Annotated in this window: 23 protein-coding genes; 13 read left to right on the forward strand and 10 right to left on the reverse strand. The window is 66.8% G+C overall.

All coding sequences use genetic code 11. The features are described 5' to 3' along the window. Positions 1 to 21 precede the first annotated feature (21 nt). The gene (locus PFX90_RS14340; protein WP_285713257.1) at positions 22 to 606 is read left to right on the forward strand and encodes a YceI family protein; all 585 of its coding nucleotides are present in this window, start codon (positions 22 to 24) and stop codon (positions 604 to 606) included. On the opposite strand, the gene rbfA is transcribed toward PFX90_RS14340, so the two are convergent. The 10 genes from rbfA to pspF all read right to left on the reverse strand — a co-directional run bounded on the left by rbfA (position 603) and on the right by pspF (position 9,988). After that, the gene (gene rbfA, locus PFX90_RS14345) at positions 603 to 1,007 is read right to left on the reverse strand and encodes a 30S ribosome-binding factor RbfA (protein WP_285713258.1); all 405 of its coding nucleotides are present in this window, start codon (positions 1,005 to 1,007) and stop codon (positions 603 to 605) included. The genes PFX90_RS14340 and rbfA overlap by 4 nt on opposite strands. Before the next feature lie 4 nt (positions 1,008 to 1,011). Beyond that, a complete protein-coding gene (locus PFX90_RS14350; RefSeq protein WP_285713259.1) occupies positions 1,012 to 1,569 on the reverse strand; it encodes a DUF1697 domain-containing protein in 558 nt (185 codons plus the stop codon). Then, the gene (locus tag PFX90_RS14355) at positions 1,569 to 2,012 is read right to left on the reverse strand and encodes a PaaI family thioesterase (RefSeq protein ID WP_285713260.1); all 444 of its coding nucleotides are present in this window, start codon (positions 2,010 to 2,012) and stop codon (positions 1,569 to 1,571) included. The genes PFX90_RS14350 and PFX90_RS14355 overlap by 1 nt, the downstream gene beginning before the upstream one ends. 21 nt (positions 2,013 to 2,033) lie before the next feature. Continuing rightward, positions 2,034 to 4,586 (reverse strand): translation initiation factor IF-2, encoded by a 2,553-nt coding sequence (gene infB, locus PFX90_RS14360; RefSeq protein WP_285713261.1) that lies wholly within the window; start codon positions 4,584 to 4,586, stop codon positions 2,034 to 2,036. Positions 4,587 to 4,595: 9 nt separating this feature from the next. Continuing rightward, a complete protein-coding gene (locus PFX90_RS14365) occupies positions 4,596 to 5,375 on the reverse strand; it encodes a DUF448 domain-containing protein (protein WP_285713262.1) in 780 nt (259 codons plus the stop codon). Further along, entirely contained in the window at positions 5,356 to 6,987 is a 1,632-nt protein-coding gene (nusA, locus tag PFX90_RS14370; RefSeq protein WP_285713597.1) for a transcription termination factor NusA, read from the reverse strand. Before nusA ends, PFX90_RS14365 begins: the two co-directional genes overlap by 20 nt. Next, complete coding sequence (rimP, locus tag PFX90_RS14375) at positions 6,984 to 7,547, reverse strand: ribosome maturation protein RimP (RefSeq protein ID WP_285713263.1); 564 nt, start codon at positions 7,545 to 7,547, stop codon at positions 6,984 to 6,986. The genes nusA and rimP overlap by 4 nt, the downstream gene beginning before the upstream one ends. A 143-nt stretch (positions 7,548 to 7,690) precedes the next feature. Further along, on the reverse strand, positions 7,691 to 8,098 hold the full coding sequence (locus tag PFX90_RS14380; RefSeq protein ID WP_285713264.1) for a PilZ domain-containing protein: 408 nt from the start codon (positions 8,096 to 8,098) through the stop codon (positions 7,691 to 7,693). Between the two features lie 86 nt (positions 8,099 to 8,184). Further along, positions 8,185 to 8,592 (reverse strand): PilZ domain-containing protein, encoded by a 408-nt coding sequence (locus tag PFX90_RS14385; RefSeq protein ID WP_285713265.1) that lies wholly within the window; start codon positions 8,590 to 8,592, stop codon positions 8,185 to 8,187. Positions 8,593 to 8,938: 346 nt separating this feature from the next. Next, positions 8,939 to 9,988: a phage shock protein operon transcriptional activator gene (gene pspF / locus PFX90_RS14390; protein ID WP_285713266.1), complete on the reverse strand. Its 1,050-nt coding sequence runs from the start codon at positions 9,986 to 9,988 to the stop codon at positions 8,939 to 8,941. Between the two features lie 158 nt (positions 9,989 to 10,146). Between pspF and PFX90_RS14395 the strand changes: the two genes are divergently transcribed. The 12 genes from PFX90_RS14395 to PFX90_RS14450 all read left to right on the forward strand — a co-directional run bounded on the left by PFX90_RS14395 (position 10,147) and on the right by PFX90_RS14450 (position 14,300). Next, positions 10,147 to 10,320 (forward strand): hypothetical protein, encoded by a 174-nt coding sequence (locus tag PFX90_RS14395; RefSeq protein WP_285713267.1) that lies wholly within the window; start codon positions 10,147 to 10,149, stop codon positions 10,318 to 10,320. A gap of 148 nt (positions 10,321 to 10,468) precedes the next feature. Next, the gene (gene pspA, locus PFX90_RS14400) at positions 10,469 to 11,293 is read left to right on the forward strand and encodes a phage shock protein PspA (RefSeq protein ID WP_419180112.1); all 825 of its coding nucleotides are present in this window, start codon (positions 10,469 to 10,471) and stop codon (positions 11,291 to 11,293) included. A 3-nt stretch (positions 11,294 to 11,296) separates the two neighbouring features. Further along, the gene (gene pspB / locus PFX90_RS14405) at positions 11,297 to 11,605 is read left to right on the forward strand and encodes an envelope stress response membrane protein PspB (RefSeq protein ID WP_285713268.1); all 309 of its coding nucleotides are present in this window, start codon (positions 11,297 to 11,299) and stop codon (positions 11,603 to 11,605) included. Beyond that, positions 11,602 to 11,976 carry an envelope stress response membrane protein PspC gene (pspC, locus tag PFX90_RS14410; protein WP_285713269.1) on the forward strand — a complete coding sequence of 125 codons (375 nt, stop codon included), beginning with the start codon at positions 11,602 to 11,604 and terminating at the stop codon, positions 11,974 to 11,976. Before pspB ends, pspC begins: the two co-directional genes overlap by 4 nt. A gap of 30 nt (positions 11,977 to 12,006) precedes the next feature. Beyond that, the gene (locus tag PFX90_RS14415) at positions 12,007 to 12,321 is read left to right on the forward strand and encodes a hypothetical protein (RefSeq protein ID WP_285713270.1); all 315 of its coding nucleotides are present in this window, start codon (positions 12,007 to 12,009) and stop codon (positions 12,319 to 12,321) included. After that, positions 12,321 to 12,632: a hypothetical protein gene (locus tag PFX90_RS14420; protein ID WP_285713271.1), complete on the forward strand. Its 312-nt coding sequence runs from the start codon at positions 12,321 to 12,323 to the stop codon at positions 12,630 to 12,632. Before PFX90_RS14415 ends, PFX90_RS14420 begins: the two co-directional genes overlap by 1 nt. Beyond that, on the forward strand, positions 12,632 to 12,994 hold the full coding sequence (locus tag PFX90_RS14425; protein ID WP_285713272.1) for a hypothetical protein: 363 nt from the start codon (positions 12,632 to 12,634) through the stop codon (positions 12,992 to 12,994). Before PFX90_RS14420 ends, PFX90_RS14425 begins: the two co-directional genes overlap by 1 nt. Beyond that, positions 12,994 to 13,266: a hypothetical protein gene (locus tag PFX90_RS14430; RefSeq protein ID WP_285713273.1), complete on the forward strand. Its 273-nt coding sequence runs from the start codon at positions 12,994 to 12,996 to the stop codon at positions 13,264 to 13,266. The genes PFX90_RS14425 and PFX90_RS14430 overlap by 1 nt, the downstream gene beginning before the upstream one ends. Next, the gene (locus tag PFX90_RS14435) at positions 13,266 to 13,565 is read left to right on the forward strand and encodes a hypothetical protein (RefSeq protein ID WP_285713274.1); all 300 of its coding nucleotides are present in this window, start codon (positions 13,266 to 13,268) and stop codon (positions 13,563 to 13,565) included. Before PFX90_RS14430 ends, PFX90_RS14435 begins: the two co-directional genes overlap by 1 nt. Further along, on the forward strand, positions 13,565 to 13,879 hold the full coding sequence (locus tag PFX90_RS14440; protein WP_285713275.1) for a hypothetical protein: 315 nt from the start codon (positions 13,565 to 13,567) through the stop codon (positions 13,877 to 13,879). Before PFX90_RS14435 ends, PFX90_RS14440 begins: the two co-directional genes overlap by 1 nt. Beyond that, on the forward strand, positions 13,876 to 14,127 hold the full coding sequence (locus PFX90_RS14445) for a hypothetical protein (protein WP_285713276.1): 252 nt from the start codon (positions 13,876 to 13,878) through the stop codon (positions 14,125 to 14,127). Before PFX90_RS14440 ends, PFX90_RS14445 begins: the two co-directional genes overlap by 4 nt. After that, positions 14,124 to 14,300, forward strand: coding sequence for a hypothetical protein (locus PFX90_RS14450; RefSeq protein WP_285713277.1), 177 nt, complete (start codon positions 14,124 to 14,126; stop codon positions 14,298 to 14,300). Before PFX90_RS14445 ends, PFX90_RS14450 begins: the two co-directional genes overlap by 4 nt. Positions 14,301 to 14,316: the final 16 nt, after the last annotated feature.

Raw genomic sequence — 14,316 nt, forward strand, 5'->3', positions numbered from 1 at the left:
GTCATGCGTATCGGAGATTGTATGAACCGCGCCCGTCCCCTCACCCGCCTTCTGCCGCTGCCGCTGCTGGCCGCCTTCGCGCTCGCCAACACGGCGAGCGCCCCGCAGCGATACACGCTCGATGCTTCGGCCAGCAATGTCTCGGCCAAGGTTCCCTTCTTCGGACTCGCCAGCAAGACCGCCAAGTTCCCGCGGATGGAGGGTGCGGTGACGATCGTCCCCGGCGCGCCCGAGAAAGCGATGATCGACGTGACCTTCGATGCGACCGCGATCCAGGCGCCCGACAGCGTCACGCTGGCGCGGCTGCGCGGTGACAAGTTCTTCTGGGTCGAGAAATACCCCACGATCCGCTTCACGGGCCGCTCGCTCAAGCTCGCGAGCGCGACCAAGGGCACGGTGTCAGGCGATCTGACCGCGCGCGGCGTGACGAAGCCGGCGACGCTCGCCGTGACCTTCGATGCCGATCCGGTGCGCAATGTCGGCAAGCCCATCAGCTTCACCGGAACGACGACCATCGACCGGCGGCAGTTCGGGATGACGAGCTACCAGCTGATCGTCGGCAACAAGGTCGACATCACGCTGAAGGCGCGGATGGTGCCGCGTTAGTCGTCCTCGTCCGCGAGATCGCGCGCCACCTTGGGGTCGCGCAGCAGCGCCTCGATGCGGTCGGCCTCGGCGAAGCTCTCGTCCTTGCGGAAGCGCAGCTTGGGGGCGAATTTGAGGCCCAAGCGCTGAGCGACCTCGCGCTGGAGGAAGGCGGTGTTCTGCCTGAGGGCATGGACGACTTCCTCGTCGCCGGCCCCCAGCAAGGGCTTCACATAGGCCGTCGCGTGGCGCAGGTCGGGGGTCATGCGCACCTCGGTGACCGAGATGTGCGAAGCGCTCACCACATCGTCATGCACCTCGCCGCGCGCGAGCAGTTCCGAGAGGATATGCCGCACCCGCTCGCCCACCTTGAGGACGCGGACCGATTGCTGTTCGGCGGTGAAGGGTTGTTTGGCGGCCATGGCGTCAGGTCATCTTCGACAGGAGGTTCTTGAGCGAGTTCATGTTGCGCGCCGTGCCCTTGCAGCGGAGCCTGCGCTCCAGCGTCTTGTTCGACAGGTCCGACACGCCCACCCCGTGGACATAGTCGAGAAACAGCACGCGGTCACCCATCGCCAACCGCTCGCCGCCCCGGGCGCGGTGGTCCGCCACAAGCTGATCGAAATCCGCGCGGTCCGGTTGCCGGCTCAGGAAGATCGAGTGGACCATCTTGTCCGATCCATGCTGCGGACCGGTGCCGTGGAACGGGTTTTCGTCAATCGCGGCGCGGACCTCTTCGCGAGTGCGGACCATGGCGCAGGATTTGAACCCGTAGCGCGCGGCAATCACGCTTTCGAGCGCGGCTTCGATGCCGGCCGGATCGCGATTGTCGCTCAGAACGACATTGCCGCTGGCTGCAACCGTCACGACGTCGCGAAACCCGGCCTCCTCCAGCGCAAGCTTGAGATCGGCCATTGCGATCCGGTTGCCGCCCACATTGATGCTGCCCAGCAGCGCCAGATAGCGCCGGTCCCCCTCGGGCATTATCGCTTCATTCCTGACTCGGTCGGCGTCGGCTTTGCCGTGGGAATCGCGGTCGAGGTGGCGCGGGCGTGGATCGTGCCATCCTCCCCGCGTAGCTCGCCTTCGAGGAACACCACCCGCTGCCCGGCTTTCACCACCCGGCCGGTGCCGATGATCGTCGCGCCCTCGGGGATCAGGCGGATGAGGCTCATCGAAATCTCGAGGTTGAGCGGCGCCATGACGCCGCCGGTGGCCGCGACGTAGGCATAGCCCATCACGTCATCGAGATAGCCAGCTACCAGTCCGCCCTGCACGCCGCCGCGCCAGGTGCAGACCTCGCGCTTGACGGTGAAGCGCATGGTCGCGGTCTGGGTCGCCTCGTCGAAGCTGACGAACTCGGAGCCCAGCAGCGCGGTATGGGGGGATTGGACCCACGAGCCCTCTCCCGGTTCATACTCTCCCATGCAAGACCTCCTCTAAGCGGCTCACAGCGTCCGCTCACGCTCCTCGACCGAGAAGACTTCGAGGTTGTCGCCCGGCTTGATGTCGTTGGTATCCTCGAGCACCACGCCGCATTCGAGACCGGCGCGCACTTCGTCCACGTCGTCCTTGAAGCGCCGCAGCGAGGCGATCTTGGTGGCCGAGACAATGACGTCCTGACGGGTGAGACGCGCGAACAGACCCTTGCGGATCGCGCCTTCCAGAACCAGCAGACCCGCTGCCTTGTCCTTCTTGCCCGCCGGGAAGACCTGCTTGACCTCGGCACGGCCCACAACGGTTTCGATCCGCTCCGGCCCGAGCTCGCCCGCCATCTCCTTGGCGACCGCGTCGGTGAGGTGGTAGATGACGTCGTAATACATCATCCGCACGTTATCGCGCTTGAGCAATTCGCGCGCCTTGGCGTTGGGACGCACGTTGAAGCCGATGATCGGCGCCTTCGATGCCCCCGCCAGCAGCACGTCGCTTTCGGTGATCGCGCCCACGCCCGCATTCAGCACGCGCACCTTGATCTCGTCGTTCGAGAGGTTGTGGAGCGCGTTGACGATCGCTTCGACCGAACCCTGCACGTCGGCCTTCACCACCACCGGGAATTCGATGACGTTCGAGGTGAGGCCTGCAAACATCGTGTCGAAATTGGTCGGCGCGAGTGCGGTGCGCTTTTCGGTCGCGAGTTCCTGACGATACTTGGCGACCTCGCGGGCGCGCTGTTCGTTTTCGACCACGGTGAGGTTGTCGCCCGCCGAGGGCACCCCGCCAAGCCCGAGCACTTCGACCGGCATCGAGGGGCCGGCTTCCTTGAGCTGCTGGCCCTTGTCGTCGACGATCGCGCGAACCTTGCCGCTCTGCGTGCCGACCACGAAGGTGTCGCCGCGCTTGAGCGTCCCGCGGGTGACGAGCACGGTCGCAACCGGCCCGCGGCCCTTGTCGAGTTGGGCCTCGATCACGGTCGCCTCGGCATCGCGGTCGGGACGGGCCTTGAGTTCGAGCAGTTCGGCCTGCAAGTTGATCGCGTCGATCAGCTTGTCGAGCCCCGCGCCGGTCTTGGCCGAGACTTCCACGTCCTGCACGTCGCCCGACATCGCCTCGACGACGATCTCGTGCTCGAGCAAGCGTTCGCGGATCTTCTGCGGGTTGAACTCGGGCTTGTCCGACTTGGTGATCGCGACGATCATCGGCACGCCGGCCGCCTTGGTGTGATTGATCGCCTCGATCGTCTGCGGCATCAGCCCGTCGTCACCCGCGACCACCAAGATCACGATGTCGGTGACGTTCGCCCCGCGCATCCGCATCTCGGTGAAGGCCGCGTGGCCCGGGGTGTCGAGGAAGGTGATCTTCGACTTGTCCTTGGTGGTGATCTGGTAGGCACCGATGTGCTGGGTGATGCCGCCGGCTTCGCCCTTCACGACGTCGGTGCCGCGCAGGGCATCGAGCAGGCTGGTCTTGCCGTGGTCGACATGGCCCATGATCGTCACCACCGGCGGACGCGGCTTCTGCGTCTCGATCGGATCTTCATCCGCGCTGCTGTCGATATCGACATCGCTCGCGGAGACGCGAGTGATGTTGTGGCCGAACTCCTCGACCAGCAGCTCGGCGGTGTCCTGGTCGATGGTCTGGTTGACCGTGACCATCATGCCCATGTTGAACAGCGCCTTCACGAGGTCGGCGCCCTTCTCGGCCATGCGGTTGGCGAGTTCGCTGACGGTGATCGCCTCGGGGACGACCACATCGCGCACCTGCTTCTCGCGCGGCTTCGACGGGCCACCCTGCCCGCGGCGCTCCTTCTCGCGGGCACGCTTGAGCGCGGCGAGGCTGCGCGCACGGCGGCCTTCGTCCTCGTTCAAGGCACGGGTGACGGTGAGCTTGCCCGAGCGGCGGTTGTCCTTGCCCTCGTCGGCAGGGGCGGCGCGCTTGTCGTCCTTCTTCTTGGGTTTGGCTTCGACAGCGGCGGGCCGCTTGGGCTCGGGACGCTCGACGGGCGTGAAGCGGCGCGCGGCGGGGACGGCAGCACTCGGCGCCGGGGCGGCGGCGGCATCATCTGCGGGTGCCGAGCGAGCCTCGTCCGCCGGCGCGGCCTCGGATTCGGGTGCGGCAGGGGCTTCGGCGCGGGCGCGCGCGGCCTCTTCCTCGGCGCGGGCGCGATCCTCGGCGCGGCGACGCTCTTCTTCCTCGCGCTCGCGGGCTTCGGCTTCCTCGCGTTTGCGGGCTTCCTCGGCGAGACGCAGGCGTTCCTCTTCGGCTTCCAGCTGGAGGCGCTTCACACGCTCCTGCGGGGTCTCGCCCGCAGGGGCAGGACGCGCGGGGGCCGGAGGGGGCGGCGGGGGCGGCGGGGGGGGCGCTGCCACCACAGGTTCTGGAGCGGGCGTCGGCGCGGCAGGCGCGACCTCGCCGGGCTTGCCGAGCACGCGGCGGCGCTTGACCTCGACCACCACCTTGTTGGTGCGGCCGTGGCTGAAGGTCTGCTTGACCTCGCCCGCATCCACCGACCGCTTGAGGCCGAGGGGTTTGCGGGTGCGCTGGGTGTCGTTGTCGTCGCTCATTATCGCTCGTCAGTCCTTCACGTATTCGTCAATATGCGCCGCCCCGCCCTCCAGCAGATCGGCGTCGCCGGATGCATCCCGGCCTGTCCTGTTCGTCGCCTTCGTCCCGTCGTTCCCGGCATAATGCACCAGCCGGGAGACCGCCTGGAGCACGCGCTCTGCGGCGCGCATATCGCCGGGATGGCCGGCGACCCCGAGGTGGACCACGTTGTCGCGGCCCAATGCCACAGACAGCGCGGTGCGGTCTAGGGGCAAGACTTGCCCGCGCTCACCCGATCCTTCGGCGTCGTTGCCGACGCGCCAGGCCTGATCGAGCTTGCGCCGACCGTCCTCGCTGGAGTCGCTGGCGTGGAGCAGCACGGCAATCCGGCCGCTGCGGGCCTGCTCCTCGATCCGGGCCGAGCCCATCACGATATTGCCGCTGCGCAGTTCAAGCCCCAGCCGGTCGCCGAGATGGCGCGCCAGCGCCGCCTCGACCCGTGCGGGGAGATCGTCGGGAATGGTGAGAGGCGCACCCTTGAAGGCGCGCATCAGCGCTTTCCTGAGGTGGCCATCGGCGAGCGCTTCTTCAAGCTCCGCGCGCGTCACCCCGATCCACGCACCCCGCCCGGGGGCCTTGGCCGCAGCATCGGGCAGCACCAGCCCGTCGGGCGATATCGCCAGACGCACAAGGCCATCCCGCGCCGAGGTCTCCCCGGTGAGGATGCAACGCCGCTCGCTCTCCGCCTTGGCGGAGGGCGACGGCCTAGCGATGTCGGACGTCAGGCGCTCATTGGGTGGAGTCCGCATGGGCGGCCTCCTCAACGGGTTCGTCTTCGAACCAGTGCGCGCGCGCAGCCATGATGATCTCGTTGCCCTGCTCTTCCGAGAGGCCGTATTCGCCGAGCACGCCGCCCTTGTCGGTCTCGCGCTGCGGACGACGCTGCGGCGGGCCGCTGGCATCGTTGTTGCGGCGACGCGGGGCTTCGCGCTTCTTGGCGATCAGCTCGTCGGTGGCAAGGTCGGCGAGATCGTCGAGGGTCTTGATCCCCGCCTTGCCGAGCGTGACCAGCATCGCTTCGGTGAGGTGCGGGATTTCGGCGAGGGCATCCTCGACGCCCAGACCCCGGCGCACTTCGCGGTGCGCGGCTTCCTGACGCTCGAGCGCTTCGAGAGCACGGCTCTGGAGTTCCTCGGCGAGTTCCTCGTCGAAGCCTTCGATGCTCGCGAGTTCGGCGAGGTCGACGTAAGCCACTTCCTCCAGCTCGGCGAAGCCTTCGGCCACCAGCAGCTGCGAGAGGGTTTCGTCAACGTCGAGCTCTTCTTCGAACATCTTCGAACGCTCGGCGAATTCCTTGGAGCGCTTCTCGGAAGCCTCTTCCTCGGTCATGATGTCGATCTGGTGGCCGGTGAGCTGGCTCGCCAGACGCACGTTCTGGCCACGGCGACCGATCGCGAGGCTGAGCTGATCGTCAGGCACCACCACTTCGATGCGGCCATCATCCTCGTCGAGCACCACGCGGCTGACCGTGGCGGGCTGGAGCGCGTTGACCACGAAGGTCGCGGTGTCTTCGCTCCACGGGATGATGTCGATCTTCTCGCCCTGGAGTTCCTGCACGACGGCCTGCACGCGGCTGCCCTTCATGCCGACGCAGGCGCCGACCGGGTCGATGGACGAATCGCGGCTGATCACGCCGATCTTGGCGCGGCTGCCCGGATCGCGGGCGGCGGCCTTGATCTCGATGATGTTGTCGTAGATTTCGGGCACTTCCTGCGCGAACAGCTTCTTCATGAAGTCGGGGTGCGCGCGGGAAAGGAAGATCTGGGGCCCGCGGTTGTTGCGCTCGACCTTGGTGATCAGCGCGCGGACACGCTCGCCGACGCGGGCAGCTTCGCGCGGGATCTGCTGGTCGCGGCGGATCACGCCCTCGGCGCGGCCGAGGTTGACGATCACGTGGCCGAATTCGACCGACTTGATCACGCCGGTGATGACTTCGCCCTGACGATCCTTGAATTCCTCGAACTGGCGCTCGCGCTCGGCATCGCGGACCTTCTGGAAGATCACCTGCTTGGCCGATTGCGCGTCGATGCGGCCGAGGTCGACCGGGGGCAGCGGGTCGACGATGAAGTCACCGACCTTGGCGCCCGGCTGGAGCTTTTCGGCCTGCTTCAGATCGACCTGCTTGAAGTAGTCCTCGACCACGTCGACCACCTCGACCACGCGCCACAGCGTCAGATCGCCGGTCAGCGGATCGAGCTTGGCGCGGATGTCGTTTTCCGCGCCGTAGCGGTTGCGCGCCGATTTCTGGATCGCCTCTTCCATCGCCTCGATGACGATCGACTTGTCGATCATCTTTTCCGAGGCGACCGCGTTGGCGATCGCGAGGAGTTCGGCCTTGTTGGCGGAAATGGCACTCATCAGTCGTCTGCCTTCTCTGTATCTTCGATGAGTTCGTCGGCCCCGCTGGTGTCCAGCGGGCGGGTGGCGGCGATCAGCGCGTCGGTGAGGACGAGCTTCGCGGAATGGATTGCGGCGAGCGGCAGGCGGACATCGCCCGCCTTCACTTCCTTGACGAGGACCATACCATCCTCGAGGCCCCCGAGCACGCCCTTGTTGACGCGCTGGCCGTCATGGCCCTTGTCCATGACGATGCGCACTTCGTGGCCGGCCCAGTTGGCAAAGTCCTTCTCGCGCGTCAGCGGGCGGTCGATGCCCGGCGAGCTGACTTCGAGATGATAGGCCCCTTCGACTAGTTCCTCCCCCGCCTCTTCCGCCGCGTCGATCGCGTCGGAAATGCGGCGCGACAGGGCGGCGCACTGGTCGAGCACCAGCTGGCCGGTGGCCGGGTCCTCGGCCATGATCTGGAGCGCCATGCCGCCGTCACCGGCTTCGGACGGCACCATCGCCACGCGCACCAGTTCGAAGCCCAAAGCGGTCGCTTCGGGCTCGATCAGCTGGGTCAGGCGGGCAATATCGGCCATGCATTCTTTCGTTAGCGGATCATTGCAGCAACGCGGTTTCGGGCCGGCCCCGCGAGGCGCCAGCATCCAAACCTTGTTGTGACAATGTCGGGATTGGCGCTGCACCTAGTCGCCTTTGCCCGCTTTGGCAAGCCCTTCGCGTTCTAGGGTTCGCCCGAAACCCAGCGCCGCACCTGATCGCGCAGGGTCTGGCGTTCGCGCTGCTCGAAGGCCTCCGCAAAGCGGCGGATCGCGAGCACCTCGGCCTCGCTGATCGGGTCGTCGAAGGCGACCGCGTTGATCCCGCCATCTCCGAGACGCTCGCTGCGCACCACCATGCCGAACAATTCGAGCCGACCGATCTCGATATAGCCCGACTTCCGCGTCGGTGCGGGGCTTTCAAGGGCGATCCGCGCGCCGCTGCGCGAGATGTCGAGCAGGATGCAGCCCTGCGTGGCGGTGACCGAGACGAAGCGCGCCGGGATCGCCAGACGCAGGCGTGCGGCGGCGCGGCGGCCGACTGTCGCCGCCGCCGCGTCCTGCGTCAGGGAGGTTTCATGCCCGGTTACCATGACGGGCGCGAGGCTAGCGGAAGGGTGGTGAACGTCCGGTCGGGCGGGGCCCGGGGGCAATACCTAGACGGGCGCCGCCCGCCCGGTCACTTCGGCCGCTCGTCTCCGGTTTCGCCGCTCACCCATTTGCGCGCGGTCTCGATCAGCGCGCGCTTCTCGCGCTCCTCGAAGTTCTCGTGGTAGCGCCGGGTCTCGAGCACGATTGCGTCGGTCAGCGGCTCGTCGAACTGGAGCGCATTGAGGCCGAATTCGGTGCGGGTGACGATCGCGAAATGGTTGATCATGCCGCAACGCAGGATCGCGCCCTCGCCCTCGCGCATCGCCTCGAGGATCGCGACCTGCGCGCCGGTGCGCGATAGGTTGAGCAGGATGCAGGTATGCACCTTCTCGACCGCGATCAGCTGGGCGGGCAGGCTGAGCCTGAGGCGCGGAGCCGAGCGCCGGCCGACTTGCAATGCCGGTCCATCGGTCGGCTGAGGCTTCGGATCCGCCATCCCTTGCTCCCCGCGCAGGTAATCCGGCGACGCGCGGCCGCCCGTATCGGGGGCAAGCGATTGGGCGCCGGAAACCGGTGCGACCGACGTTAGCTTACCCGAAGCGGGCGTCGGTGACAAAGAGACGGGGGGCATGGCGGAAATCTCGGGGCGCATGTCAACGCGCGCTCCGTCGCATGGGGGCGCACGACAGGCGCGGTTCGCCCGCGCCGTAACGCAGAGCGCCGAAATTTCTCGGGAAATATTCGGATAGCCTCAGCACTTTGTCGATCTGCCCCAAGTGGACTTGGAGCAATAATCGAAAAGACTTTCAAATCCGTTAGAAAGCCGCTCCGGCGGCGGCCCGTCAGTCCTGCCCTTCCATCAGCGCGTGCTTGCGGATGCAGTGGCGCAGCTGGTCGTAGGTGAGGCCGAGCGCGCGCGCCGTCTGGCGCTGGTTCCAGCGGTGCTTGCCCAGCGCATGGGCGAGGATCGCGCGCTCGTGCGCGTCGACCGCGGCGCGCAGGTCCTCGATGGTGTCGAAATTGGCGGCAGCAGGAGAAGGCGCGGCCACCCCGTTCGCCCCGCCCGAAGGCGAAGCCGAGGGCGCCCCTGAACGGCGGTGCTCGGGCGGACGCGGGCGCCAGGGGCTGTCGAAGGGGTCGAACTGGACATGCGCGATCGGCATGTCGTCCGCCGCCCAGCGATAGACCGCGCGTTCGACCACGTTGCGCAGCTCGCGGACATTGCCGGGCCAGGGGTGATCCTCGAGCGCTTCCATCACGTGCGGCGCGAAGCCCGGCCAGCGCTCCCAGTCGAGCTCGGCGGCCATGCGGCGGCCGAAATATTCGGCGAGCACGCCGATGTCGCCCTCGCGCACGCGCAGCGGCGGCAGGGTGATGACCTCGAAGCTGAGGCGGTCGAGCAGGTCGGCGCGGAATTCGCCCGAGGCCGCGAGCGCCGGAAGATCGTCGTTGGTGGCCGCGACGATGCGCACGTCGACCCGGATCGGCCGCGAGGCGCCGAGGCGGGTGACCTCGCCATATTCGACCGCGCGCAGCAGGCGTTCCTGAGCGCCCATGCTGAGCGTGCCCAGCTCGTCGAGGAACAGCGTGCCGCGGTCGGCCTCCTCGAAGCGGCCGGCGCGCGACTTGGTGGCGCCGGTGAAGGCTCCGGCCTCGTGACCGAACAGCTCGGCCTCGATCAGGGTTTCGGGGAGCGCGGCGCAATTCATCGTCACCAGCGGCTCGTCCCAGCGGCTCGACAGGCGGTGAAGGCGTTCGGCGATCAGTTCTTTACCCGTGCCGCGTTCGCCGATCACAAGCACGGGGCGGTTCATGGCCGCGGCGCGGGAGGCGCGTTCGACCGCGTCGAGGAAGGCCCCGGATTGGCCGATGAACTGGCTCTCGAGCTTCATGTCCAAACTATAGTGAAATTCCCCAATGCTTGGCAATAGAGACCAACGCTCCGTCCGCCCCGAACGCGAAAAACCGCGGATTTCCGCCATTCGCGCAGTTTGGCACGCCCCGTGCAAAATACCGGGCAAGACCACGGACACCAATGGGGAGGCCCACAATGATCGACCGCAAAGCCAGCCAGGCCAGCTTCTGGAACACCAAACTCGGCCACGCCGCGATGGCCAGCATCGCCGCCATGGTGATGATGATCGCGCTGTCCTCGCAGCTTCAGCCGAGCGCCGCCAACGCCGCGCCGCTCGCCCCGGCGCACGCCGTGATCGAGATCGCCTAAGATGGGCGACCATGACCCCCTCGGGCCGGAGCGCCCCTCGCAGGCTGTCCCCCCTGCCGACGCCGATCGCATCGCGGTGCCCACCCGCAATGTCGATCTCGGCGAAGCTCCGGCCCAACCCTCGCGCCTGCTGTCGGCCGGCAATCCCCTGTCGCGCCTCGACGAGGAAATCGAAGCCTTGCGCCGGAACCCCGGCAAGGGCCAATCTCGCGGAGCCAGCACCGCGTCGCAAGAGGAGCGAGTCGCTCCCCTCGACCGGGTCAATTCGTTTCTCGATGGAGTAGCCTTCATGGGCATTTTCAGCCGCACCCGTGACATCATTGCCGCCAACTTCAACGACATGCTCGACAAGGCGGACGACCCGTCGAAGATGATCCGCATGATCATCCTCGAGATGGAGGAAACCCTGGTCGAAGTCCGCGCGAGCGCCGCGCGCACCATTGCCGACCAGAAGGAGATGCACCGGCACTGCGTGAAGCTCGACCGGCTCCAGGCCGACTGGGCCGAGAAGGCGCAGCTTGCGCTCAGCAAGGACCGCGAGGATCTCGCCCGCGCGGCTCTGGTCGAGAAGAAGAAGGCCGGCGACATGGCCGACCAGCTGAAGGCGGAAATCGCCGTGCTCGACGACGCACTGCGCGCCTACGAGGCCGACATCGCCAAGCTCCAGCACCGCCTGCGCGAAGCCCGCAGCCGCCAGACCGCGATCGCCGCACGCCTCGAATCTGCCGAGAACCGCGTCAAGCTGCGCACGCTGATGAGCACCGAGCGCACCGACGAGGCGCTGGCGCGCTTCGACCAGCTCGAACGCCGCGTCGATTATGCCGAAGGCCGGGCTGACGCGCTGCGCATCGCCGAGGACGGCCCGCCGTCGCTCGCCGACCAGATTGCCGCACTCGGTGGGTCGGACGCGATTGATGATGAACTCGCCGCCATGAAGAAGGCGCTCGGCAAAACCGAAGACAAGGGGGAATAAGTCATGGATGAACTGGTGCCGATCATGGTCGTCGGGATGCTGTTTATCGGCCTCCCCTGGATGGTCCTTCACTACATGACCAAGTGGAAGACCGCCCCCACCATCACCGCCGATGACGAGGTGCTGCTGGAGGAACTCTACAACCTCGCCAAGCGGCTCGACGAGCGGATGGACACAGTGGAGCGCCTCGTCGCTTCCGACGACCCGGGCTTCACCCCCGCCCGTCGCCTCATCGCCGATCATGAAAAAGACAACGAGCAGCTGCGCGAACTCGAAAAGCTGATGCTCGAAAAGAAAGGAACCCGCTCGTGAACAGCCCCCGCACCACGCTTTACCGCGACAAGCACAATGGCAAGGTCATGGGCGTCTGCGCCGGGGTGGCCGACTACACCGGGGTGAATGTCTTCTGGGTCCGCCTGGTGGCTCTCGCCCTCGCCTTCAGCATGGGCTGGCCGATCTTCGCCTACTTCATCGCCGGCTTCATCCTGAACAAGAAGCCGCCCTACCTCTACCGCGACGAAAGCGAGCAGAAGTATTGGCAGGGCGTGCGCCAGAGCCCGCGTCGCACCGCGCGCGAGATCAAGGCGAGCTTTCGCGACATCGACCGCCGGCTGGCCGCAGTGGAAGCGCACTATGTCAGCAGCAACCCGCGCCTGACCGCCGAGATCGAGCGGCTGCGCTAAGGCCCCACACCAGCAACAGGGACAAGTATCATGGACGCAGGAACCCTTGGCGTGATGATCCCCATCATCGCCCTGATGATCCCGATTGTCGCCCTCTGGACCAGGCACCAGCAGAAGATGGCCGAAATGCAGGTCGGCGCCACCGCCGAGCAGACCGCCGAGAAGGCCGCGCAATATGTCGGCCAGATCCAGCGGCTCGAAGACCGCGTGCAGGTGCTCGAACGCATCGTCACCGACCGCGGTTACGACATCGCGACACAAATCGAGGCGCTGCGCGACACGCGCCGGGTGGATGAACAAGGCGCGGGCGTGCCGCTCGGCCTCGACAAGAAGGAGCGCGTGTAATGGAATTCGGAGCCCCGCCCTTTGTCATCATGATCGTCATCGTCTGCACCGCAGGCTGGCTGATCAACAACTGGATCCGCGCCAAGCACGGCTATCCGCTCGAGGACGAGTGGGGCGGCAAGACCGTCAAGCCTGACAATGGCGAGACCCTGCGTCTCAAGGCCGAGAACAAGGCGCTGCACGACAAGCTCGACGCCATGCAGGACCGCATGATCGTGCTCGAGAAGATCGTGACCGACCGCGGCTATTCGCTCAGCGCCGAGATCGAAGCCCTGCGCGATGCGCCGGCCCTGGGCAAGGAGCGCGTGTGATGGACCCGACCTTTGCAGCGATCCTGCCCTATATCGGCTGGCTGATCGGCGGCACCGTGGTTGTCTCGGTCGCCGGGATCATGGCCTCGGTCCATTCGACCAGGCTCAAGATCAAGAACGGCTACCCGCTCGAAGGCATGTGGGGCCAGTCGCTGAAGCCCGGTTCCGACAAGCAATCGGCCGAGCGGATCGTGCTGCTGACCCAGGAAAACGCGCAGCTGCGCGCCGAACTGGGCTCGGTCAAGGACCGCCTCGCCAATGTCGAGCGGATCGTGACCGACGGCGGCTATCATCTCACCAACGAGATCGACGCCCTGCGCGACCGTGCGCTCGAAGGCCTCAAGGACAAGGGCGCGGCGTGATGGGCGAGATGGTGATCATTTCCATGACCATCGTCGCGGTCGTGCTGATCGCCGGGATCAGTCTCAACGGCATCGTCGACAAGGTCATGTCCACAAAACGCCAGCGCATCGAGGCGCGGGGCGTGCAGCCCGGCCCCGAGGTGCGCGAGATCGCCGAGCGCCAGCAGATGATCGAGGATCGCCTGCGCGTGCTCGAACGCATCGCCACCGACCGTGGCAGCCTGCTCGCCGACGAGATCGAGGCGCTCAGGATCGCTAAGGAGACCGTGTGATGGACGACGAGCTCTTGTTTCTTGCCCTGATCTTCATGGTGGTGATCGTGCCGGTCGTGCTGGGCGTGGGCAGCGACATCTTCAAGCGCTGGCTCGCCTACCGCGAGAAGGAGCTCGAGCTGATGGCCGACCGCTCGGCGCAGAAGGCGGCGAAATATGCCGCCAAGGTCGAGAAGCTGGAATCGCGGATGCAGGTGCTCGAACGGATCGCCACCGACCGCGGCCAGCAGCTGGCGATGGAGATCGAGGACCTGCGGATCGGCGCGGACATCCGCACCGACAAGGACCGGATGCAGTAATGAGCAGCTGGGCCATCGTCGCTCTGGTCGCGATCGTGATCTGGGGGATCGTCGAGACCGCCCGCGCCCGCGCCGGGATCATCACCGACGAGGACGGCAACCAGAAGATCGCCCCGCGCCAGGAGCAGGGCAACTCCGCCGAGCTGGATGCGGCCCGGCGCGAGCTGGGGGAACTGAGGGAACGGGTGAAGGTGCTCGAACGCATCGCCACCGATGCCAACACCGGCGAAGCGCGCGAACAGGCGCGGATCGCTGCCGAAATCGAAGCGCTGCGCAAGATTCCCGCAGCCAAGAAAGAGGAACCGGACCAATGACGAGCGTTCTTCTCGATCCCACTGTGGTGCTCACCGCAGGGCTGCTCGTGGCTGTCATCGTCCTCGCGGGCGCGGCCCTGCGCGCCTGGCAGGGCTGGCTCGACCTCAAGCGCCAGGAGCTCGGCCAGCTGGCCGTGCGTCCCGCCGGCGAGGAAGGCTCGGGGCTCGGCACCGCGCGCATCGAACTCGCCGACCTCAAGGAACGCATCCGCAAGCTCGAAGCGATCGCCAGCGGGGTGGAACTGTGAGCGCGGCCCGCGACACCGCTACCAAGGCGGGCATCGGCCTCGGCAGTGCGATCGCGGTCGCGATCAGCTGGAGCCTCCACCAGTCGATCATCTGGGCCGCGATCCACGGCTTCTTCGGCTGGTTCTACGTGATCTACTACGCGCTGACCCGCCCCGGCGGGATCGGCGGGTAAACGCCCCCTTTGCCTT

Source organism: Erythrobacter oryzae, from assembly GCF_030271515.1.
GTDB lineage: Bacteria > Pseudomonadota > Alphaproteobacteria > Sphingomonadales > Sphingomonadaceae > Erythrobacter > Erythrobacter oryzae.